The following is a 21,315-nucleotide window of genomic DNA, read 5'->3' as shown; positions in this document are numbered from 1 at the left end:
CGCGCTATGATCTGCCGTCTGTGCCCGCGGCGCTGCGGAGCTTTGCGCACCGGGTCCGAGGGGAATGGGTACTGCCGCATGCCTGCCGTCCCCGTCCTGGCCCGGGCGGCCCTGCACCACTGGGAGGAGCCGCCCATCTCCGGCGCCCAAGGGTCGGGGACCATCTTCTTTTCCGGCTGTTCCCTGGGCTGCGTCTTCTGCCAGAATGAGAGGATCAGCCATCAGGATTTTGGAAAAGCGGTTTCCATGGAGCGGCTGCGCACCATCTGTGAGGAGCTGATCACCCAGGGGGCCCATAACCTCAACTTCGTAAACCCCACCCACTACGCCCATGTGCTGTCCGCCCTGCTGGAGGGGTGGAGGCCCCCTGTCCCCGTTGTATTCAACACCGGGGGATATGACAGGGTGGATACCCTCCGGGGGCTGGAGGGGAAGGTGGACATCTACCTCCCCGACCTGAAGTATCTGGACCCCGCCGCCGCCCGGCGCTGTTCCGCCGCGCCCGACTATCCGGAGGCGGCTGTGGCTGCCATCCGGGAGATGGTCCGCCAGACCGGTCCCTGCCAATGGGATGAAAACGGCCTGTTATTAAAGGGGACGATCATACGCCATTTGATCCTCCCTGGCCAGGTGGGACAGGCTAAGGCCGTGATGGACTGGGTGTCCGGGGAGTTTGCGCCGGGGACGGTGCTGTTCTCCCTCATGAGCCAGTACACCCCCTGGGGGGACCTGTCCGCGCTCCCGGAGCTGGACCGCCGCCTGCGTCCCGGTGAGATCCGCGCCGCCCAGGAGTACATGCAGAACCTGGGCCTGGCCGGCTTCACCCAGGAGCGAACCAGCGCGAAGGAGGAGTACACCCCGCCCTTCGATCTGACAGGAATTTGAGGAAAATGTCGGGATGCAACCAATAGTTGCCGGATAGTTGGTAGATTTTTGCTCAAGATTCGGTATACTGACCTCAGAGGTGATTCATATGACATTAGGCGAAACAATCAAAGAACAGCGGACCGCACATGGATTGTCCCAGGAGACGCTGGCAGAGGCGATGGGAGTCAGCCGGCAGGCCGTCACGAAGTGGGAGGCGGGCCAGTCCGCCCCCAGCTCGGAAAAGCTCATTGCCCTGGCCAAGCTGTTTCATATCTCCCTGGACGAGCTGATCGGAAATGAGACGGCCTCCAGCCAAGCGCCCCAGGGGAAAAAGCCCAACCCCATTTTGCGGACTAACCTGACAAGGATCGCGATCACGCTCCATGCCGCCTTTGGGTATGCTACCGCGCGGCATCTCTGGATGGCAAGGCGGGTTTTCTATCGTTCGGACATTATGGCGCCAACCGTTTTTTCCGGTGTCTGCCTGGTTCTGTGCTCCATATGGATGGCCTCCAATCATCGGTTTGAACCGGACATGCAGCAGCGGAAGAAAAATACGAAGATCGAATTGCTGTACTGCCTGGTGCAGCTGGGCATCGCCTATCTCATTATCTATCCTGGAATTGGCCTGATCGGGGCGATACTGATGATGGTCACAGTGTTTGTCTACATCGTCACTATCAATCCCAAGTACATGAACCGGAAGCTGACAAAATAAAAAAAGCCTGACGCAGCCGCGTCAGGCTTTTTCCTTATATGAGCCAGTACACCCAGCGCCTCGATACGTCAGCGATCCTCCTGAACATTTATTTGTGGTAGGACGACCCCTCGTTGATTTTGAAGGCCCGGTAAATCTGCTCCAGCAGCATGACCCGGGCCAGGTGGTGGGGGAACGTCATGGGGGACATGGACAGCTGGACGCTGGCCTCCGCCTTGATGGAGGGGTGCAGGCCGTAGCTGCCGCCGATGAGAAAGACCAGGTGCTTGTCCTGGCTCCCCTGGGCGGGGATCATCCGGGCCATCTCCTCGCTGGAGCGCATCCGGCCCTCCACGCACAGGGCGGCGACCCGGGCGCTGGGCGGAATTTTTTGCCGGATGGCGTCTCCCTCCTTGGCCAGGGCGTTGGTGATCTCCCCCAGAGTGGGGTCCTTGGACAGCTTGACCTCCGGGATCTCGACCAGGGTCAATTTGCAGTAGGCGGACAGCCGCTTGATGTACTCGGCGCAGGCGTCCTTGTAGAATGGTTCCTTCAGCTTGCCCACGCAGATCAGATAGACGCTCAGCATACCGCCGCCGCCTTTCCCAGGGAGACGGTGGGGCCCAGGCGGCTGGCGGGGGCTGTGGACAGGGCGATGTCCCGCTCCGGATCGCAGCCCATGGCCATCAGCCGCAGGGCCGCCGCCTTATAGGCCCGGACGGGGGTGTTGTTGGTCTGGGACAGATGGGCCAGGATCACCTGTTTGGCGCCCGTCTCCACGGCAAAGGCGGCCAGCTCCGCCCCCGCCTCGTTGGACAGATGGCCGCAGTCCCCCAAAATGCGCCGCTTTAAGTAGTAGGGGTAGGGCCCGGAGCGGACCCAGTCCTCATCGTGGTTGGCCTCACACACCAGCAGGTCGCAGCCCTCCACCGCCCGGCGGACCTCCTCGGTGACATGGCCCAGGTCGGTGCACAGCACCATGCGCACGCCGTCCCCGGCGATGGAGTAGCCCACGCTGTCCGCCGCGTCGTGGGGGGTGGGGAAGGACTCCACCCACAGGGAGCCGATCTGCATCCCGGTCCCCGCCTCCTGCTCCCGCATCTGTTCCCGGACCGGATCGCACTGGTTCCTGCGGTACCACTCCTGGCAGGTGGCGCTGGTGGCGTAGATGGGCACGCCTGCCTTTTTGGACAGTACCCGCAGGCCGGACACGTGGTCGCTGTGTTCGTGGGTGAGCAGGATGGCGGACAGCTGGTGGGGAGCCGTCCCCAGCGCGTTCAGTCCGGCGGTGATCTGCTTGGCTGAGATCCCCGCGTCCAGCAGGATGTGGGTGTCCCCGCAGGACACCAGAGCGGCGTTGCCGGTGGAGCTGCTGGCAAGGGTGGTAAAGGTCAGCAAATCAGTCTCTCCTCTCAAGCGGAAAACGAGCGGCCAGAGGCCGCCCGTCCATCTGTCGCTTTGGTTTATCCCACCTGGGACTGCCCCTCCTCGCCGGGGACATGAACGATCCGGATGTCTGCCCCCACGGCGGCCAGCTTTTCCACGATGGTCTCGTAGCCCCGCTCAATGTGGTGGATGCCATCGATCTCGGTGACCCCCTGGGCGGCCAGGCCGGCAATGATCATGGCGGCCCCGGCCCGCAGGTCGCAGGCGTGGACCGGCGCGCCGGTCAGGTGGTCCACCCCCTCGATGACGGCCACCTTGCCGTCCACCTGGATGCGGGCCCCCATGCGGCGGAACTCGTCCACATAGCGGTAGCGGTTGTCCCACACTCCCTCGGTAAGGACGCTGGTGCCCTGAGACACGCACAGGGCGGCGGCAATCTGAGGCTGCATGTCGGTGGGGAAGCCGGGGTAGGGCATGGTCTTCACATTCACCCGGCCCATGGGACCGGTGCGGCGCAGACGGACGGCGTCGTCCAGCTCCTCCACGTCCACCCCCATCTCCACCAGCTTGGCGGTGATGCAGTCCAGGTGTTTGGGAATCACATTCTGGATGAGCACGTCTCCTCCGGCTGCAGCCACGGCGGCCATATAGGTGCCCGCCTCAATCTGGTCGGGGATGATGGAGTAGGAGCCGCCCTGCAGCCGGTTTACCCCCCGGATCTTGATGACGTCGGTGCCGGCCCCCCGGATGTCCGCCCCCATGGAGTTCAAAAAGTTGGCCAGATCCACGATATGGGGCTCCTTGGCGGCGTTTTCAATGACGGTCCGGCCCTGGGCCAAGGTGGCGGCCAGCATGATGTTCATGGTGGCCCCTACCGATACGATATCCAGATAAACCTGCCCCCCGGACAGGCGGGCGCCGTTGGGCACCCGGGCGTAGATCAGGCCGTTGCGGACCTCCACCTCAGCGCCCATGGCCACAAAGCCCTTGATATGCTGGTCTACGGGCCGTCCGCCCAGGTCGCAGCCGCCGGGCAGGGGGACCTCCGCCCAGCCGAACCGGCTGAGCAGCGCGCCCACCAGATAGTAGCTGGCGCGAATCTTCCGGGCCAGCTCATAGGGGACCTGACGGTTGCGGATATGAGAGCAGTCCACCTCTAGGGTGGTGCGGTTGATCATGCGCACATCGGCGCCCAGCTCGCGAAGGATTTGAAGGATCAGCGTGACGTCGCTGATCTGAGGAACGTTTTCGATGCGGCAGACGCCATCCACCAGCAGAGCGGCGGGAATGATGGCCACCGCGGCGTTTTTTGCTCCGCTGATGTGGATGGTTCCGTGGAGGGGATTTCCCCCGTGAATCAGATACTTGGTCAAAAACCTGCACCCTCTTTTCCATGTCTTGGAATCTATAAGCATATACGGCGCGTGCGCCATATGTAATATCAACGAATATCAACCTGCCGCTGCCAGCGGCAGGGCGTAACAAACCGGATACATTATAGCACTATTATGTCCGGCTTGCAACAAAAATTGCGGAGGTATGAACAGATTGTTAAAAAAGACGGACAGTGGAGGGAAAATACTCCCTCCGCTGTCCGATCCTCAGAATTTTTCTGTCAAAATCTGTCATTCAGTTCCGCCCCTGGAACCGGGCCTGAACCCGGGGCAGCAGGTCGGACAGACAGGCCCGCTCCTGCCGCTCCAGCAGGTCGCCGATCAGCTGGTTGGACACCAGAAAGCCCTTGGGGGTGAGACGCCAGCGGCCCTCCGGCGTCTTTTCCGCCCAGCCCTGGGCTGCGAATTGCTGCAGCCGTTCCTCGATGGGGGCAAAGTCCATGAAGTAGGTCCCCCGGTACTCCCACTCCTCAATGCCCAGAGCGGTGCGCAGACGGAGCATCAGGTATTCGCTGCCCCGTTCCTCCTGGGGGATCAGGTCCTCGCTGTCCAGCAGCGCGCCCCCCTCCAGCACCCCCTTGATGTAGCCCTCCAGGTCCCGGAGCCAGGCGTACCGCCGGCCGCCGAAGTCGGAGTGGGCTCCGGGGCCGAAGCCGATATAGGGCTGGGTCAGCCAGTAGCGCAGATTGTGCCGGGAGGTGAAGCCCGGCTTGGAAAAGTTGGAGATCTCATACTGGCGGTAGCCCGCCTGGGTCAGCCGCTCCACCGTCCACAGGTAGAGGTCGGCTTGGGTGTCGTCGCTGAGCAGCCGCTCCGTTCCGGCGGCGACCTTGGCGGCCAGAGGGGTGCCCTCCTCCACCTTCAGCCCGTAGCAGGACAGGTGCTCCGGAGCCAGGGACAGGGCGTGCTCCACCGTCTTCCGCCAGGTGGAGACGGTCTGGGCGGGCAGGCCGTAGATCAGATCCAGGGAGAGGTTGGTGAAGCCGGCCTTCCGGGCGGCGGCCACCGCCTCGTCCCCCTGCTCCACGGTATGGGGGCGGTGGACCGCCGCCAGCTCCGCCGGAAAGGCGGACTGGAGCCCCAGGGAGATCCGGTTGAATCCTGCCTTGCGCAGGGCGCGCAGCGTGGAGAGGTCCGCGCTGTCCGGGTTGGCCTCGAAGGAAATTTCCGCCTGCTTTTCCACCTTGTAGTGCTTTTTGATGACCGCCAGCAGCTCCCGCAGCCGCTTTTCCCCATAAAAGCTGGGGGTGCCGCCGCCAAAGTAGATGGTGTCCACCGAAAAGCTCTTGGCCGCCAGGGCGCTCTCCTTCAGGTGGGCCAGCAGGGCCTTCTGATAGGGCGCCATTTGGGCTTCCTGCCCCGCCAGAGAGTAGAAGTCGCAGTAGTCGCACTTGCTGCGGCAGAAGGGGATGTGGATGTAAATGCCCAGCTTGCCGCTGGGCGTCTTTGCTTTTCCGAACATCGCAGGGGCCTCCCTTATCGATACAGAAGATCCAGCTTTGCTAACGCCTCCCGTACCCGCTCTGCAGCCCGCTGGTCGGGGCAGAGGACGGTGTGCAGGTGGACCCCCTCGGTGAGCTGGGACAGGGGTGCGGCGTCCTCCTCCTCGCAGCGGGCCACAAACTGGGCCACGTCATACCGGCTGGACAGCCGCAGCGGCCCGGTGAGCTGGCCGTAGATGGGGTGCTCCACAATGACGTCCAGCACAGTGCAGCCCTGGTCCACCATGGCATTGAGTTCCTCCGCCATCTGGTCCGCCCGGTGGCGGCAGGCGAAGGTGTACTTCTCCCCGGCGGGGGGACGGGGCAGGAGGTAGCCCCGGGGGGTGGCGGTGATGTCCAGTCCCCCGGCCCGGAGCAGGGCCACGTCGCCCACGATGATCTGCCGGCTCACCGACAGCTCCCGGGCCAGCGAGGCGGCGCTCAGCGGTCCGTTCGCTGCGCTCAGCCGCTCTGCCAGCGCCCTCCGGCGCGCTTCACTGTCCATCGAATCCCTCCCCGCTGTGTGGTGCTATCTGGTCCTTAGTGTAGCACAACCAATTGTTTAGAGCAAGCTTGACTTTTCCAGTATATCGTGTATTATTTTGAATAGCAGCACCTTCTGCCGGAGTGCGGAGGCTGCCAGATTAAGGAAAAGGAGAACGATGGGATGAACAAAACCGTTTGGAAAGGGCTGGCTGCCGGAGCGATGGCCGCCTGTCTGCTGGCCACCCTGTCCGCCTGCGGCAAGGGGCTGACCGAAAAGGACGCCGAGACCTACGTCAAGGGCCACCTGGACGCCGCCTATCTTGGCGTCTACGACAAGGCGTACATCGAGCTGGTGGAGGACATGACCGAGAGCGACGCCAGAGAGATGCATGAGGACAATGTGTCCGGGGAGGCGGAATACTACCTGCTGGACTTTTTGGAGATCTATTACCCGACGGACGAGATCATAGAGCAGGCTGCGGACGTGATGGAGCAGATCTACGCCAAGTCCAAGTACACAGTGGGCACCGGGAGCAAGACCAAGGACGGGGACTTTGTGGTGGAGGTGACCGTCTCCCCCCTGAGCCTGTACGACCTTCTGACGGATGACGACTACTTTGACGCCCTGGAAGAGGCCGGCTACGACGACGCGGAGACCGAGGAGGAGTATGCTGCGGTGGACGCCATCTACGGGCCGCTGATACTGGACCTGCTGGAGGACCGGCTGGATGACATCACCTACGGCAAGGACCAGATCATCATGGTCCAGATGAAGCTGGACGATGAGGGCTACTACGCTCCGGTGGAGACCGGCCTGCAGAAGATCGACGAGGTCATGATCGACTATTACGGCGCTTATGCCGACTGACATGGTGCGTCCCCGCCGGAAACGGCGGGGACGCGCTGTTTTCTCTTGACTTTCGCCCTGTAAATTTATAGAATAGAGAGGCTTATAAACGATTGAGACGTAACCCTATTTTGATATGAAGGACTGAGACGATATGGCCAAAGAAAACAAGAAGCAGGTGGAGCAGATCACCGACATGGAGGTGGACTTTGCCCAGTGGTACACCGACGTGTGCAAAAAGGCGGAGCTCATTGACTACTCCTCCATCAAGGGCATGTTCATCTACCGCCCCTATGGCTACGCCATCTGGGAGAACATCCAGAATGAGCTGGACAAACGGTTTAAGGAGCTGGGTCACGAAAACGTGTACCTGCCCATGCTCATCCCCGAGAGCCTGCTCCAGAAGGAGAAGGACCACGTGGAGGGCTTTGCCCCCGAGTGCGCCTGGGTGACCTTGGGGGGCAGCGAGAAGCTGGAGGAAAAATACTGCATCCGTCCCACCTCCGAGACTCTGTTCTGCGAGCACTACAAGAACGTGATCCACTCCCACCGGGACCTGCCCAAGCTGTACAACCAGTGGTGCTCCGTCCTGCGCTGGGAGAAGACCTCCCGGCCCTTCCTGCGCCACCGGGAGTTCCTGTGGCAGGAGGGCCACACCATGCACGCCACCGCTGAGGAGGCCGTCCAGGAGACACAGCAGATGCTCAACGTCTACGCTGATTTTCTGGAAAACGTGCTGGCCATGCCGGTGGTGAAGGGCCAGAAGACCGACAAGGAAAAGTTCAACGGCGCCGAGGAGACCTACACCGTGGAGTGCATGATGCACGACCGGAAGGCCCTCCAGAGCGGCACCAGCCACTACTTTGGCGACGGCTTCGCCCGTGCCTTCGGCATCACCTACACCGGGAAGGACAACCAGCTCCACTACCCCCATCAGACCAGCTGGGGCCTGTCCACCCGCACCATCGGCGGGCTTATCATGACCCACGGCGACAACAACGGCCTGGTGCTGCCCCCCCGCATTGCCCCCATCCAGGTCATGGTCATCCCGGTAGCCCAGCACAAGGAGGGTGTTCTGGACGCCGCCTCCGCCCTGCTGGACCGGCTGAAGCAGGCCGGTATCCGGGCAAAGATGGACGCCTCCGACCAGACCATGGGCTGGAAGGCCGCGGAGTACGAGATGAAGGGGGTGCCCCTCCGGGTGGAGATCGGCCCCAAGGACATGGAGCAGGACCAGTGCTGCATCTGCCGCCGGGACTCCGGAGAAAAGGTCTTTGTCCCCCTGAGCGAGCTGGAGGAGACCGCCAAGCGCCTGCTGGACGAGGTCCACGAGAGCCTGTACAACCGGGCCAAGCAGAACCTGGAGGACCACACCCGGGTTTGCATGACCCTGGAGGAGGTCAAGGCGTTCATGGAGACCGAGGGCGGCTTCGCCAAGACCATGTGGTGCGGCGAGCTGGACTGCGAGCTGGCTATGAAGGAGCAGGCCGGGGTCACCTCCCGGTGCATGCCCCTGGAGCAGGAGCATGTCTCCGATGTGTGCGTCTGCTGCGGCAAGCCCGCCAGGCACTCCATCCTGTGGGGCGTGGCCTACTGATATGGAACAGAAGCCCGGCGTCTGGATTTCCAGACGCCGGGTCCTGTTTTATAGGGTGGTGCGGGCCTTGGCCAGCTCCTCGGCAATGTTGAGCACATGGTCGCCAATGCGCTCGAAGTCGGTGAGCAGCTCGGAGTACAGGATGCAGGCCTCGGCGGAGCAAGCCCCCGCCTGCATCCGGTCCAGCTGGTTCCGGCGGAAGCTCCGGGTCATGTCGTCGATGCGCTGCTCCAGCTGGGCCACCTGGGACAGCCACTCCGCCGTTCCGCCCTCGCCGGACAGAAGGGCGGACACCGCCCGGAGGGTGACGTCCCGCATCTGGCCGATCTCCTCCCGGGCCGGCGGGGAGAAGGTGATCTCCTTGCCCACCAGCAGCCGGGTGTAGCCTGCCAGATTGTCGGCGTGGTCCGCGATCCGCTCAATGTTGCCCGCAATGGTGAAAAAGCTGCTGACCGTCTGGGAGCCCTGCTCGTTGGTTTCGATGGCGATCAGCCGGGAGACATAGCGGGAAATTTCCTGGTTCAAAAAGTCGATATACGCCTCCCGCTGCTCCACCCGGTCCAGGGGGGCGGCGTCCCGGTCCAGCACAGCCTTGAAGCTGGTGTCCACATTCTGTCGCGCCATCTCCAGCATGCGGTGCAGCTCGTTGCGCAGCTGATCCACCACAATGGCGGATACGCCCAAACCGCCCTCCTTGCCGCCGGCGGTGATGGGGGTTAGGTAGGCCAGGCGCAGCTCCCCGGCGGGCTGGGCCTCCTCCTGGTCGGGCAGGAGGAGAGTGGCCAGCCGGGCCAGGTTGTTCCCCAGCGGAAGGAGCATGGCGGTGGTGGCCAGATTGAAGATGACATGCATGACCGCAATCTCCGCCTTGGGGCTGGGGACGGCGGCCTCGATGAGCTGGGTGATGGGGAAGACCATCACCAGAACGGTGAAGACCACAGTGCCGATGACGTTGAAGAGCAGATGGATGCAGGTGGCCCGCTTGGCGCTCCGGCTGGTCCCAAGGGAGGCTAGGACGGAGGTGATGCAGGTACCGATGTTCTGGCCGAAGAGCACATACACCGCGCCGGAGAAGGGGACGATTCCCCCGGCGGCCAGGCTCTGCAGAATGCCCACCGAGGCGGAAGAGGACTGGATCAGGGCGGTGAAGGCCGCGCCGAACAGGATGCCCAGCAGGGGGTTGGACAGGGTGGACATGAGGCGCAGGAAGGCCGGAACCTCCCGCAGCGGGGCCATGGCGGCGCTCATAGCGTCCATGCCGGTGAACAGGATGCCCAGCCCGGCCAGGATCTGGCCGATGTGCTGGAGCTTCGCCTCCTTCACAAAGACCATGAGGAACACACCGGCAAAGGCGGCCACCGGGGCCAGCGCCCCCACGTCCAGCGCGATGAGCAGGCCGGTGATGGTGGTGCCCACGTTGGCCCCCATGATGAGCCAGACCGCCTGGTTCAGGGTCATGATCCCGGCGTTGACGAAGCCCACCACCATCACGGTGGTGGCAGAGGAGGACTGGACGGCGGCAGTGATCAGCGCGCCCACCAGCACGCCCAGGAAGCGGTTGGCGGTCAGCCGCTCCAGGATGGCCTTCATCCTTCCGCCCGCCGCGGCCTCCAGGCCGGAGCTCATCATCTGCATCCCGTGGAGGAAGAGGGCCAGCCCGCCAAAGACGCCCAAGAATTCCAATACGTTCATGTTGTATCCTTTCTGTAAAAGTGATTTGATGGGGCGTATGTGATGATCCTAAATTACCCCATTTTAGTTTATATAGGAAAATATTCCCGCTGTCAACCCTTTTTCTGCTTCTCTGGCTGGTTTTTCGCGGCAGACCGGTTTTTATGCATAAAAAACCGGCTCCCCATAAAAGGGGGAGCCGGCTGGATGTGCGGCTTTGATCACTCAGCGGTGGTGGTGGTGATGGAGATGCCGGTCTCGTTGCTGTAGCCCACGGTGAAGCCCAGAACAGCGCCCAGGTCGCGGAGCTTGAAGTAATTGTAAGCGCCGCCGTCGTCGTCGGTGAGGGTGATGGCGGTCATGGGAACGTCAGTGCCGTCCACCTTCACGGTCTGAGCGCCGCCCTTGTACTCCCGGTCGCCGGAGAAGGGGGTGCCCATGTCGCTGCCGCCAGTGTAAGCGGTCTTGGTGGTGAGGAGGATGGAGCCGTCGAAGCCCACCTCAAACTGGGCGTCGGTGCCGTTGATGGCCACGGCGATGTCACGCAGCTTGACGTAGTTGGTCAGGTTGCCGTTCTCGTCCTTCAGGGCGTAGGCGGCAAACTCCACGGCGGTGCCGTCGATGGTGATGTTCTGGGTGGAGGCGATGGCGGTGCCCTCAGCGGGGATGTCCTCCACGGTCACAACAGGATCGGCGCCCTCAGCAGGGTCGGTGCCCTCGGCGGGATCAGTGCCCTCAGCAGGGTCGGTACCCTCGGCGGGATCGGTGCCCTCAGCAGGGTCGGTACCCTCGGCGGGATCGGTGCCCTCGGCAGGATCGGTGCCCTCAGCAGGGTCGGTACCCTCGGCGGGATCGGTGCCCTCGGCAGGGTCGGTACCCTCGGCGGGATCGGTACCCTCGGCGGGGTCAGTATTCTCAGGGGCGGCGGTGGTTCCGGGGGCGGCGGTGTCCAAAGCATCGTCTGCGAGGGCAGCGGTGCAGGTCAGTCCGCACATCAGGGCGGCGGCCAGCAGGATGCTCAGGAGCTTTCTTGCCTTTTTCATATTTGTGCCTCTTTTCTTTCGATTTTTTCTTGAGCAGGATGCGCTCGGCTCTCTCAAGAATTTCCCAGACCTATTGTAGCATATTTTTTCCGATAAGGAAAGGATTTTTTCCAAAATGGTCAAAAAAAGGAAACCGGCTCCCTGCGCGATCAGGGAGCCGGTCCTCTATGGCCTATTTATGATGACAGCCGCTGCATTGACTGCAATCACCGTTACAACTTCCGCCCGCCCTGCGGCTCTTCCACAGGGAGCGGACTGCCAGACCCACAACGCAGGCCAGGACAAGAATGACGACGAACTCACCAGGGGGCATATCAGATTCTCCTTTCCAAACGGAAGGCTTACTTGGCCGCGATGGCGGCCACAGAGGTCAGATTGCGGGCATGCTCCTCCCCCTGGTAGCCCTTGCGGAACAGCAGGTAGACAATCCCGGCCAGCAGGGCCACCGCCACGACGGTGCCCAGACCGAAGGAGGCCTCGCCGGTGGCCAGACCACCCAGCTGGAACACGATCAGGCTCACCACGTAGGCAAAGCCGCACATGTACCCGATGGCGCCCAGGGTCCACTTGGCGTTGTTCATCTCCCGCTTGATGGCGCCCATGGCGGCGAAGCAGGGGGCGCACAGGAGGTTGAAAATCATGAAGGAGTAGGCGGCCATAGCGCCGAAATCCGCACCCACGGCGGCGTAGATGTCGGAGGCGTCTTCCAGCAGGTCTGCCTCTCCGGCGTACTGATAGAGTACACCAAAGGTGTTGACCACTTCCTCCTTGGCAATCAGGCCGGTGACCGTGGCCACGGTGGCTTTCCAGGCCATATCGCCCACCCAACCCAGGGGTGCGAAGATGATGGCAACACCGCTACCGATGGAGGCCAGAAGGGAGCTGTTGTTGTCCTCCACGGCCTGGAATACGCCGTTTTCAAAGCCATAGCCCTGGAGGAACCAGAGGACGATGGAGCTGAGCAGGATGATGGTTCCCGCCCGCTTGATGAAGGACCAGCCCCGCTCCCAGGTGGCCCGCAGGACGTTAGAGGCGGAAGGGGCGTGGTAGGCGGGCAGCTCCATAACGAAGGGGGCGGGTTCCCCAGCGAAAGCCTTGAATTTCTTCAGCATGATGCCGGAAATGACCACGGCAGCGATGCCGATAAAGAACGCAGAGGTCGCCACCCAAGCCGCACCGCCGAACACTGCGCCCGCGAACAAACCGATGATGGGCATTTTCGCCCCGCAGGGGATGAAGCCGGTGGTCATGATGGTCATCTTCCGGTCCCGGTCTTGTTCGATGGTCCGGGAGGCCATGATGCCGGGGACGCCGCAGCCGGTGGCCACCAGCATGGGGATGAAGCTCTTGCCGGACAGGCCGAAGCGGCGGAAAATGCGGTCCATGATGAAAGCCACACGGGCCATATAGCCCACGTCCTCCAGGATGGCCAGCAGCAGGAACAGCACCAGCATTTGGGGCACAAAGCCCAGCACCGCGCCCACGCCGGCCACGATGCCGTCCTGAATCAAGCCGTACAGCCAGCCGCCCTCGGCCACGCCCAGAGCGCCCAGGATGGAGTCGAACAGGCCGGGTACCAGCTCGCCGAACAGGGTGTCGTTGGCCCAGTCGGTGCCCCAGGTGCCAATGCCCACGCCCCACTCCTCGCCCTCGAACAGGCCCGCCGGGGAGGCGCCCATGGCGATGGAATAGATCAGAAACATAACCACCGCAAAGATGGGCAGGGCCAGAATCCGGTTGGTGACAATCTGGTCGATCTTGTCGGAGACCGACAGACTGCCCTTGGCGGCCTTCTTCTTCACCGCCCTGCCAGCCGCGCTGCTGATGTAGGCGTAACGCTGGTTGGTGATGATGGACTCCGCGTCGTCATCCAGCTCCTGTTCACAGTCGGCAATGTGCTGGGCCAGATGGGCCTGCAGGTCCTCGCCCAGCGACAGCTCCTCCAGCACCTTCTCATCCCGCTCAAAGAGCTTGATGGCGTACCACCGGAGATAGCGGTCGTCCACCCTGCCCTCGATGGACTCCTCAATGTGGGCGATGGCGTGCTCCACGCTGCCGGTAAAGACATGGGGCAGCTCCTTCTGCTGGTGCTGCTGGGCCAGCTCCACCGCTGCATGGGCGGCTTCCAGGCCGCCCTCGTTCTTCAGGGCGGACATCTCCACCACCTGACAGCCCAGCGCGTTCCCCAGCTTCTTCAGGTCGATTTGGTCGCCGTTTTTGCGGACCAGGTCGATCATGTTCACGGCCACCACCACGGGCAGGCCAAGCTCAATGAGCTGGGTGGTTAAGTACAGGTTGCGCTCAATGTTGGTTCCGTCCACGATGTTCAGGATGGCGTCAGGCTGTTCCTTCACCAGATAGTTCCGGGCGACGACCTCCTCCAGTGTGTAGGGGGACAGGGAGTAGATGCCGGGCAGGTCCTGGATTACTACATCCTTGCTGCCCTTCAGCTTGCCCTCCTTTTTTTCCACGGTAACACCGGGCCAGTTGCCCACATACTGGCTGGACCCGGTCAGTGCGTTGAACAGCGTAGTTTTCCCGCAGTTGGGATTGCCCGCTAACGCGATCTTGATGCTCATGCTGCTTCTCTCCTCTCAAATTAGCTGCGGCTAACCCACAGCCATAACATAGCCAGGTCAGTTGACCTCGATCATCTCGGCGTCCCCCTTGCGAACGGACAGCTCATAGCCCCGGACGTTGAGCTCCATCGGGTCGCCCAGAGGGGCCACCTTGCGGACAAAAATCTCCACGCCCTTGGTGATGCCCATGTCCATGATGCGGCGCTTCACCGGACCCTCGCCGTGGAGCTTGACCACCGTGGCGGTCTCGCCTACCTTGACGTCTTTCAGCGTTTTCATACGTTCCTCTCCTTTACACCATGATACGGTTGGCCATCCCCTGATTCAGCGCCACCCGGCTGTCCTTGACCTGGACGATCAGATTGCCCGCGATCTGGTTGACCACCGTTACATCGCTGTCGACCACAAAGCCAAGCTCGGCCAAGTGCTGGCGCACCTCGTCCTTGCCAGTGATCCTGCGGATGGTGACAGTTTCCCCTGCCTTTGCCATTGTCAGCGGCATCATAGGGTACCTCCTTTGCGGGTTAGCAGCTGCTAACCCCTCTTCGATCCATAGTTTACTATAGCTAACCTCGTCTGTCAAGTCCCTTTTCCATCATCTTGATTTTTTTGTCTGTTTGTGATAACCTGAAAAAACAAAGGAGGTGGGTCCTGATGAATATTTACGAATCCGCCGAGGACTATCTGGAGGCCATCCTGATCCTGCGGGAGCGCCAGGGCATGGTGCGCTCCATCGACGTGGTCCACCAGCTGGAGCTGACCAAGCCCAGTGTCAGCGTGGCCATGAAGCGGTTTCGGGAGAACGGCTACATCGAGATGGACGCGGACGGCTATATCACTCTGCTCCCGCCGGGGGAGGAGATCGCTCAGCGCATCTACGGCCGGCACAAGCTGCTGACGCAGTTCCTGATTCTGTTGGGCGTCAGCGAGGAGACAGCCGCCGCCGACGCCTGCAAGATGGAGCACGACCTGAGCGAGGAGACCTATGCCCGTATCAAGGAGCATGCCGCCAAGTTTGGGATGGACCTTTCAAAATTGTAACATAAAAAAGGGCGCACTGCGCCCTTTTTTCCATTAAATGTATGTAAACGTCCCACTTTGGGGCGTTTTTCCTTGTTTTATAGAGCCCTGAAAGCCTCCCCTCGCAACGCTTCAGGGGCTTCATTACATTCTAGGAGGTCAAAACATGCCAACCAACTACACATCCAACTACCGCCTGAACCAGTGGGAACGCTCCGACAAGGTCCTGATGGACGACTTCAACGCCGATAACGCCAAAATTGATGCCGCCCTGGCCTTCCACCCCTCGGCGGAGCTGATCTGCTCCGTGACGGTGGAGGAGGAAACCACGCAGCTGGAACTGGACATCTCCCAGGTGGACTGGAGCCGGTATATGGCATTGGCACTGATTGCGGACACCGGAGAATACAACGGCTTTCGCGTTTCCATGGGCAGCAGCGAACGATGTGCGTACATGCATTCACTATCTCAAAATGTCTACTACAATCATTCGCTTGTTGATGTTGGAGACGCAGCCTACATGAGCGTCCTTATTCCCGTCTTCTATGACGGCAGCCACAGAGAATCAGGGCTTTCTATCACCTTTGGGCAGAACAATCTAGACGTCCTCTCTCATTTTACCGGCGGGGCCGGATCATATCGTTTCAATCAATGCAAACAAATCCGAGTCTCGCGTAATCAAAAGGGGTTTATCCCCGGTGACAGGGCGGTGCTTTGGGGGGTGAAGTAAACATAGAAGACCCCGGGCAAACGCCCGGGGTCCCTTCTGGCAATCTCACCAGGAAAAAATTCTTCTCTTAGGGGGTGACCGGAGTAGCAATGCCAGTCAAAATGACATTGATTGCACTCATATCGGCCTTTGTGGGTGTCAGGGTAAAGGTCAGGTCGATGCCAGGGGTCTGATTAAAGTCGGCCTCATCAGTCAAGATGGTCGTAGCCGCTTGATACGCCCCGCCAACAGTCGCGTCAGCAGACGTGGTCAATGCAATCTTAGCCTGTACATCCTTACCGGCCGCAACCTTTTCGTCCTTGCTGTTCTTGATCGTGGCAGTCAGGTCTGCGCCGGGCTTTACATAGGTCTCAGCACTCGTGTCGGTTCCGACCACAAAGCCACTCGCACTCGTGACCGCCTTCAGCTCACCTGTCGGGGTTCCTGTCAAGGCACTATCAATACCAGCGACATCTACCGTGACGGTTACCTTGCCGGCGGCACTCGTCAGCTTGATGTAACCCTCGCCATTATTGGTGTCGATCACGTCACCCTTGGTCAGGTCGCTGGCGTCATTTGCCGCCACAGCGGTCACGCTGCTGTCTGCAGCTGCGGTGACCTTGGTGTAATAGGAACCAAGGGCGGTCACTTCATCGCTGGTCTTAAGCTTACCCAGAACATCGTCCATCCCGACTGTAGCGGCGTCAGCGGCGACATAGTCATCATCGTCAACGGTGACCCAGAACAGGTTGTTGTTGACAGTTACAGCACCAGCGGCAACTTCCACATCCTTGCCGCCCTTAGTCAGAACCAGGATATCATTTCCGGCGAAATTGGTATCAGGTCTCGCAGTCATACCAGACACATTGGCGTTGATCCAGTCAGCCGCAAACTTCACCTTCTTGGCGTTGGTGTCGAGGGCGGTGGGGGCCTCAGCGGTCTGGAGGTTCACCACGGAACCGTCCTTGGCAACATAACCGTGCTCAACCACAATCTTGGTAGTCTTGACAGCCTTGATACCAACATTGCAGGCGGGCATAGTGAAGCAGTACACTTCAGAAGCTCCGCTAATGTCGTTCGCGACAGTCACACCAGCGGCAACCTGCGGGAACTTATCCATGTCATAGACATTGGAAGCCTGGAGGCCGTTGGTACTAGCCAGAGCGTCTCCAGTGGCGGAGCGGACCAGGATGATCTTACCAGCCTCAGCTTCAGGCAGCTTGGTCTTCCAGTCACCGTCAGCGGGGAGGTTGGCGGCTGCGGCGGGCTTGGCGTCCACCATAGCGAACTCGATAGCGTCAGCAGCCTTGGACTCAACAGTGTATTTCGTAGTGGGAGGCACAACGGTGGTATCCTTCTCAACGCCGCTGATAGTGACAGTCACCCAACCGTTGTTGTCGGCGTAAGCGCTAGCAACGCTGACAGCACTGCCGCTGGTGATGTTGCCCTTCGGGGCGTCTGCAGAAGCGCTAGTTCTGGCATTGCTGACCTCGTACTTAATGCCAGCCTCAGCAGCAACACTGCCGCTGGGCAGGGTGTAGGTGAACCCGAGGGCCGCAGGGCTGCCGTTGCCAATCTGCAGCTTGTTGGTGTAACCAGCAGTCAGACCGTTGTCAGTAGTGAGTGCAACGCCGCCAGTCAGGACATACTTCACGCCAGCATACTTCCAGGTGATGCTAGTGATCTCAGCCTTGAGCTTGCTGCCGTCGATCTTACCGTCGGCAATGGCGGTCTCCAGCTTCTCGAGCGAGGAGTTACGGCCGTTGTTGCCAGTATAAGTGAAGCTGCTACCGGCCTTGTAGGTGAAGTCGCCCTTGGTCAGGGCCATAACCGTACCCTGGTCGTCGCTGATGACGACATTGAAGCTGGTCACATCGGCATCAGCAGTGTTCACAGCAGCCCAATCGGGAGCCTTGAAGGTCACAGTCAGGTCAACCTTACCCAGACGGCTGACGCTCATATCGCCGTAGGTACCGTCGTTGGGCAGGATGGGCAGGTCCTTGGCAGCGGTGACGTTGCCCTTGGTCTGCTCGCCAGTGCCGGGCCGGTTGTAGTTGTTGAAGCGGTCGTAGATGACGATGGTGGTCGCGGCGCCATCCTCGATCAGGGCGCTGACGTAGTAGGTCTCGTTGGTGAGACGGCCGCCCTGCCGCGCGATAGCGGCGTCGTTGTTCTCGTTGACGAAGTCGACCATATCCTTCAGGTCGTCCACGCCGTCGCCGACCATCACGTCGATGCCGTCAACATTGCGGTTCCAGTACTCCAGCACGACATGCACGTCATTGCGGAAGTAGATGCCGGAACCCTGGGTGTTGGTCACGGCCAGAAGGTTCTTGCCCTGGATCGCCAGGTCCTGAGTAGCGTTAAAGCCGGCGTGCGTGTAAGTGTAACCGTCACGGTTGACCTCTTCGCTGCTGCCGTTGTCCTGATGGAACAGCACAGTGTCGGTGGCCTCGTTCTCAATGGCGTTGTTGATGTTCTTGTAATCGCCAACGAACACGCTGCGGCTGTTGTTGGGATTGCCGGTCCAGGTATCCAGAGCGGCATAAGCGGGCTCGGCCTTGGTGACGTTGCCCTTGCCGTCGGTCTTCACCTCATACCAGTGGTGGTTCTTCATGTTGTCCTTGCTCAGGGCGTCCACGTTGTCGCCAACCTCAGTGAGGGTAACCTTCTCGCCGTTGCGGACGACCTCGCGCTCCCAGGTCCACAGACCGTCGCTGTCGCCGTTGTAGGTCTCCAGCTTGGCGTCACCGGAGGTGACGTAGACCAGATCCTTGGAGGAGGAGCCCTCGCCCACGATCATGGAGGCGATGATGATGCCCTCATCGTTGAACAGGGTGTACACGCCGAAGGCGTTGTCGCCGCCGTAAGTGGTGGTGTTGCCGTTGGCATTCACAACGTCCAGATCGAGCTTGGCGCTGTTCTTCTCCTTGTTGGCCTCCTTCTGAGCGGCCAGCTTGCTCCAGATGGAGATGCTGGTGCCGTCGATGCCGGTGTAGACGGTGTCAGCGCCCTTGATGATGCCGTAGACGTTGCCGTCGGTGGCGCGCACGGTGCCCAGCTCAGCGGTCAGGTAGACGGAGTCAGAATCGCCATAAATGTTGCTGTAGGCGTTGCCGGTGGTAAAGCCGCCGTTCAGGCGCAGGCCATTCTTCAGGGTGATCTCGCTGGTGCGCTCCACATCGTGGAACTGAGCCAGGGTGGTACCATTGGTAGTTCCTTCGGGGGCGCGGGCCGCAACAGCGTCGCCGTTGCTCACAGGCAGGCCGCCGCGGGTCTTGTCGGTAGTGGTGGCGTCGATCACGTTATAGACCTCGCGCACGGTGTACACGTCGCCGTTCTTGGTGTAGGTACACCAGGTGTTCAGCAGAGAGGAACCGCCGTCGTCGTTGTCGCCGTTGACAAAGGCGCTGGTCAGGCTGCTGCCGTTGGCGCGGTTGTTCCGCCACTCGCTCTTGATCATGTCAATGCTGATGACGTCAGAGGTGCCATCCAGGAAGACGACATTGGCATTGGCGGTCCTGTTGGCAATGTAGCTGCCGTTGCGGTCGATGCTGGAGACGAACACGTAGTTCTTGGTGGCCTCCACTTCCTTCAGGCCGATCAGGTTGCCGTAAGCATCCAGATAGATGTTGTAGGTACGGTCCTTCAGGTTCTCGGTGGAGCCGTTCTCGCTGGTGTAGATCTCCAGGTCCTTATAGTTATAGCCAGCGGTGGTGGTGTAGTTATAGGTGGACCCGCCGGACACCACAAAGTCGTTCCGCTTGAAGGAGGTGATGCCGACCTCGGACAGGACCTCGGCGGGCACGATGGTCTGGATCTCGCCCTCGGCCACGGTGACCAGATAGGCGTCGTCCTTAGCGATGTCCTTCACCAGGTCGAAGTCCTCGTTGCCCAGCTTGAACTTCTCAGACTGCTCCGCATCGGGACGCTGAGCGGTCTTGGCGTACTCGTCGGCAGACAGGTCCTTGTCGATGTCGAAGACCTCGATGGAGGCCTCTTCCTTCTTCTCGTCATAGCCCTTGTCGGCGATGGCCAGGTAGGTGTTGATGATGGCGACATAGATGTCGTCGGTCTCGTGGTCCACAAACACCTGAGTCAGAACGCCGGTGCCGGTGGCGCCGATCTTGGCCTTGTTGTTGCGGTTCAGGTCGGTCTTGTTGAACACAACACCGGTGTTGGAGTTGTCGCGCACAGAGTTGGCAATCTTGTTGTACACGCCGAGGTCGGCGATGCCGTCCACGGCCACCCGCAGGTCATAGTCCTTCAGGGTGGTGGCGCCCAGCAGGTTGTACAGGTCGGTGCCGACCACTTTGCCCACGTTGTCGAAGACCATGAGTTCCTTCTTGGCGTAGGTGCCGATGGCCTTGCCGTCATACTCCCACTTGCGGGAAGGACGGCCAAAGGGATCCAGCGCGCTGTCGTCCAGCTTCAGCTTGCCGTCGTACAGCCGCTCGCCCAGCTCCACGATCCAGCCGTCGTTCTGAGAGCCAACGGAGGTGGCCTGAGTGCGGCTGATGGCGGTGGCGAAGGACTTGGCGCTGGTAACGCTGACGTAGTTGACCTTGCCAGTGTACACAGTGCCGTCGGGGGTGGTCAGGTTGATGGTGTTGCCGTCAGGCTCCACAACCGCGGACTGCAGAGCGTTCAGCACCATCTGAGCCACCTGATTACGGGTCATGGGCTCGGTGGCGCTGGAACCGACGCCGTCAAAGATGCCGATGGTGGTGCCCAGACGGACGGTGGAGACTTCAAAGCCGTCGGCGTAGTCGTTCTGGTACTTGAAGTAACCCAGAGCGCGCATCATCATGGATGCAGCCTCAACAGCAGTGACGGTGGCGGCGGGATCGTAGATGCCGTCGCCGCGGCCGGACACGATGCCGTTGGCGGCAGCAGCCCCGACCCAGCCCCGGGCCCAGTCATAGACGCCGGCGACGTCGGTGAAGGGGCAGACCGCTTCATAGTAGTTGTAGTCCAGGTTGAGCAGCTTGCCCATAACGACAGCCATCTCGGCGCGGCTTACGGAGTCGCCGGGACGGAAGTTGCCGTTCTCGTCGCCGACCATTACGCCGACCGACTGCACAACCTCAATGGCCTCGACGTTGTCGTCTTCGGCAACATCGGGGTAGCCCGCAGCGCTGGAACCAACCACCATCATGCCCAGGAGCATGACAGAGGCCAGAGTCAGGCTGAGGGCCCGCTTCAGGTTTCTCATTCGGATTTCCTCCTTTAATTTTGTTCGGCCTGAGAGGGGCCGGATCTTGGGCTGGACGCGTCCTGCTTCGGATACTTGGTAGACCCCGTAAGTCTGAGCAAAGATTCCGAATATTCTGCGTTTTGCCCAAAATTTTCGAGGTTTTTCGACGTTTCCCTCCGGCCACCGCCGTGTCACGCCACTTACAGGCGATTTTTCGTTGTAAAAACAGGAGGCAATCCAAAGAAACAAGCGGTTTCGATGTAAAAAAGTTTGGACGGTAGATATCTGGTAGACGTCCGGAAACGCAGACCGCCCCCAACCTCCTGCGGCGCAGGAGATTG

18 protein-coding genes are annotated in these 21,315 nt (G+C 61.0%); 6 read left to right on the top strand and 12 right to left on the bottom strand.

What is annotated here, in order from left to right:
* Positions 1–6 precede the first annotated feature (6 nt).
* The gene (locus VV088_RS16110) at positions 7–885 is read left to right on the top strand and encodes a 4Fe-4S cluster-binding domain-containing protein (protein WP_334601736.1); all 879 of its coding nucleotides are present in this window, start codon (positions 7–9) and stop codon (positions 883–885) included.
* Between the two features lie 88 nt (positions 886–973).
* Positions 974–1,585, top strand: coding sequence for a helix-turn-helix domain-containing protein (locus tag VV088_RS16105; protein WP_334601735.1), 612 nt, complete (start codon positions 974–976; stop codon positions 1,583–1,585).
* Between the two features lie 88 nt (positions 1,586–1,673).
* Here VV088_RS16105 and VV088_RS16100 read toward each other — a convergent pair whose 3' ends face one another.
* The 5 genes from VV088_RS16100 to VV088_RS16080 form a co-directional block, all read right to left on the bottom strand.
* Complete coding sequence (locus tag VV088_RS16100) at positions 1,674–2,153, bottom strand: 23S rRNA (pseudouridine(1915)-N(3))-methyltransferase RlmH (protein ID WP_334601734.1); 480 nt, start codon at positions 2,151–2,153, stop codon at positions 1,674–1,676.
* Entirely contained in the window at positions 2,147–2,962 is an 816-nt protein-coding gene (locus VV088_RS16095) for an MBL fold metallo-hydrolase (protein ID WP_334601733.1), read from the bottom strand. Before VV088_RS16095 ends, VV088_RS16100 begins: the two co-directional genes overlap by 7 nt.
* 65 nt (positions 2,963–3,027) lie before the next feature.
* Complete coding sequence (locus VV088_RS16090; RefSeq protein WP_334601732.1) at positions 3,028–4,323, bottom strand: UDP-N-acetylglucosamine 1-carboxyvinyltransferase; 1,296 nt, start codon at positions 4,321–4,323, stop codon at positions 3,028–3,030.
* Between the two features lie 256 nt (positions 4,324–4,579).
* Positions 4,580–5,806, bottom strand: a complete 1,227-nt coding sequence (gene hemW, locus VV088_RS16085; protein ID WP_334601731.1) for a radical SAM family heme chaperone HemW — start codon at positions 5,804–5,806, stop codon at positions 4,580–4,582.
* A 14-nt stretch (positions 5,807–5,820) separates the two neighbouring features.
* Positions 5,821–6,330 carry a transcription repressor NadR gene (locus VV088_RS16080; RefSeq protein ID WP_334601730.1) on the bottom strand — a complete coding sequence of 170 codons (510 nt, stop codon included), beginning with the start codon at positions 6,328–6,330 and terminating at the stop codon, positions 5,821–5,823.
* Positions 6,331–6,492: 162 nt separating this feature from the next.
* On the opposite strand from VV088_RS16080, the gene VV088_RS16075 reads away from it, so the two are divergent.
* Together VV088_RS16075 and proS are read left to right on the top strand one after the other, a co-directional pair.
* Positions 6,493–7,179, top strand: a complete 687-nt coding sequence (locus tag VV088_RS16075; protein ID WP_334601729.1) for a hypothetical protein — start codon at positions 6,493–6,495, stop codon at positions 7,177–7,179.
* Between the two features lie 133 nt (positions 7,180–7,312).
* Entirely contained in the window at positions 7,313–8,755 is a 1,443-nt protein-coding gene (gene proS, locus VV088_RS16070; protein WP_334601728.1) for a proline--tRNA ligase, read from the top strand.
* A 48-nt stretch (positions 8,756–8,803) separates the two neighbouring features.
* On the opposite strand, the gene VV088_RS16065 is transcribed toward proS, so the two are convergent.
* The 6 genes from VV088_RS16065 to VV088_RS16040 all read right to left on the bottom strand — a co-directional run bounded on the left by VV088_RS16065 (position 8,804) and on the right by VV088_RS16040 (position 14,553).
* Positions 8,804–10,447 carry a Na/Pi cotransporter family protein gene (locus tag VV088_RS16065; RefSeq protein WP_334601727.1) on the bottom strand — a complete coding sequence of 548 codons (1,644 nt, stop codon included), beginning with the start codon at positions 10,445–10,447 and terminating at the stop codon, positions 8,804–8,806.
* 200 nt (positions 10,448–10,647) lie between these two features.
* Complete coding sequence (locus VV088_RS16060; RefSeq protein WP_334601726.1) at positions 10,648–11,469, bottom strand: hypothetical protein; 822 nt, start codon at positions 11,467–11,469, stop codon at positions 10,648–10,650.
* 172 nt (positions 11,470–11,641) lie between these two features.
* Positions 11,642–11,782, bottom strand: a complete 141-nt coding sequence (locus tag VV088_RS16055; protein WP_334601725.1) for a FeoB-associated Cys-rich membrane protein — start codon at positions 11,780–11,782, stop codon at positions 11,642–11,644.
* Between the two features lie 28 nt (positions 11,783–11,810).
* Positions 11,811–14,048 (bottom strand): ferrous iron transport protein B, encoded by a 2,238-nt coding sequence (gene feoB, locus VV088_RS16050; protein ID WP_334601724.1) that lies wholly within the window; start codon positions 14,046–14,048, stop codon positions 11,811–11,813.
* 57 nt (positions 14,049–14,105) lie between these two features.
* Positions 14,106–14,327: a FeoA family protein gene (locus tag VV088_RS16045; RefSeq protein WP_334601723.1), complete on the bottom strand. Its 222-nt coding sequence runs from the start codon at positions 14,325–14,327 to the stop codon at positions 14,106–14,108.
* A gap of 13 nt (positions 14,328–14,340) precedes the next feature.
* Positions 14,341–14,553, bottom strand: a complete 213-nt coding sequence (locus VV088_RS16040; protein ID WP_334601722.1) for a FeoA family protein — start codon at positions 14,551–14,553, stop codon at positions 14,341–14,343.
* 149 nt (positions 14,554–14,702) lie between these two features.
* Here VV088_RS16040 and VV088_RS16035 point away from each other — a divergent pair, with 149 nt between their 5' ends.
* Both VV088_RS16035 and VV088_RS16030 read left to right on the top strand, forming a co-directional pair.
* Positions 14,703–15,089 (top strand): metal-dependent transcriptional regulator, encoded by a 387-nt coding sequence (locus VV088_RS16035; RefSeq protein ID WP_334601721.1) that lies wholly within the window; start codon positions 14,703–14,705, stop codon positions 15,087–15,089.
* Positions 15,090–15,234: 145 nt separating this feature from the next.
* A complete protein-coding gene (locus VV088_RS16030; protein ID WP_334601720.1) occupies positions 15,235–15,798 on the top strand; it encodes a hypothetical protein in 564 nt (187 codons plus the stop codon).
* 67 nt (positions 15,799–15,865) lie between these two features.
* Here VV088_RS16030 and VV088_RS16025 read toward each other — a convergent pair whose 3' ends face one another.
* Positions 15,866–20,992 (bottom strand): S-layer homology domain-containing protein, encoded by a 5,127-nt coding sequence (locus VV088_RS16025; RefSeq protein WP_334601718.1) that lies wholly within the window; start codon positions 20,990–20,992, stop codon positions 15,866–15,868.
* Between the last annotated feature and the right edge of the window lie 323 nt (positions 20,993–21,315).

Origin of the sequence: Lawsonibacter sp. JLR.KK007 (assembly GCF_036941135.1) — a bacterium.
Classification (GTDB): Bacteria; Bacillota; Clostridia; order Oscillospirales; family Oscillospiraceae; genus Lawsonibacter.
Note: the sequence above shows the minus strand (reverse complement) of the source record. Positions and strands in the feature narration are given on the sequence as shown.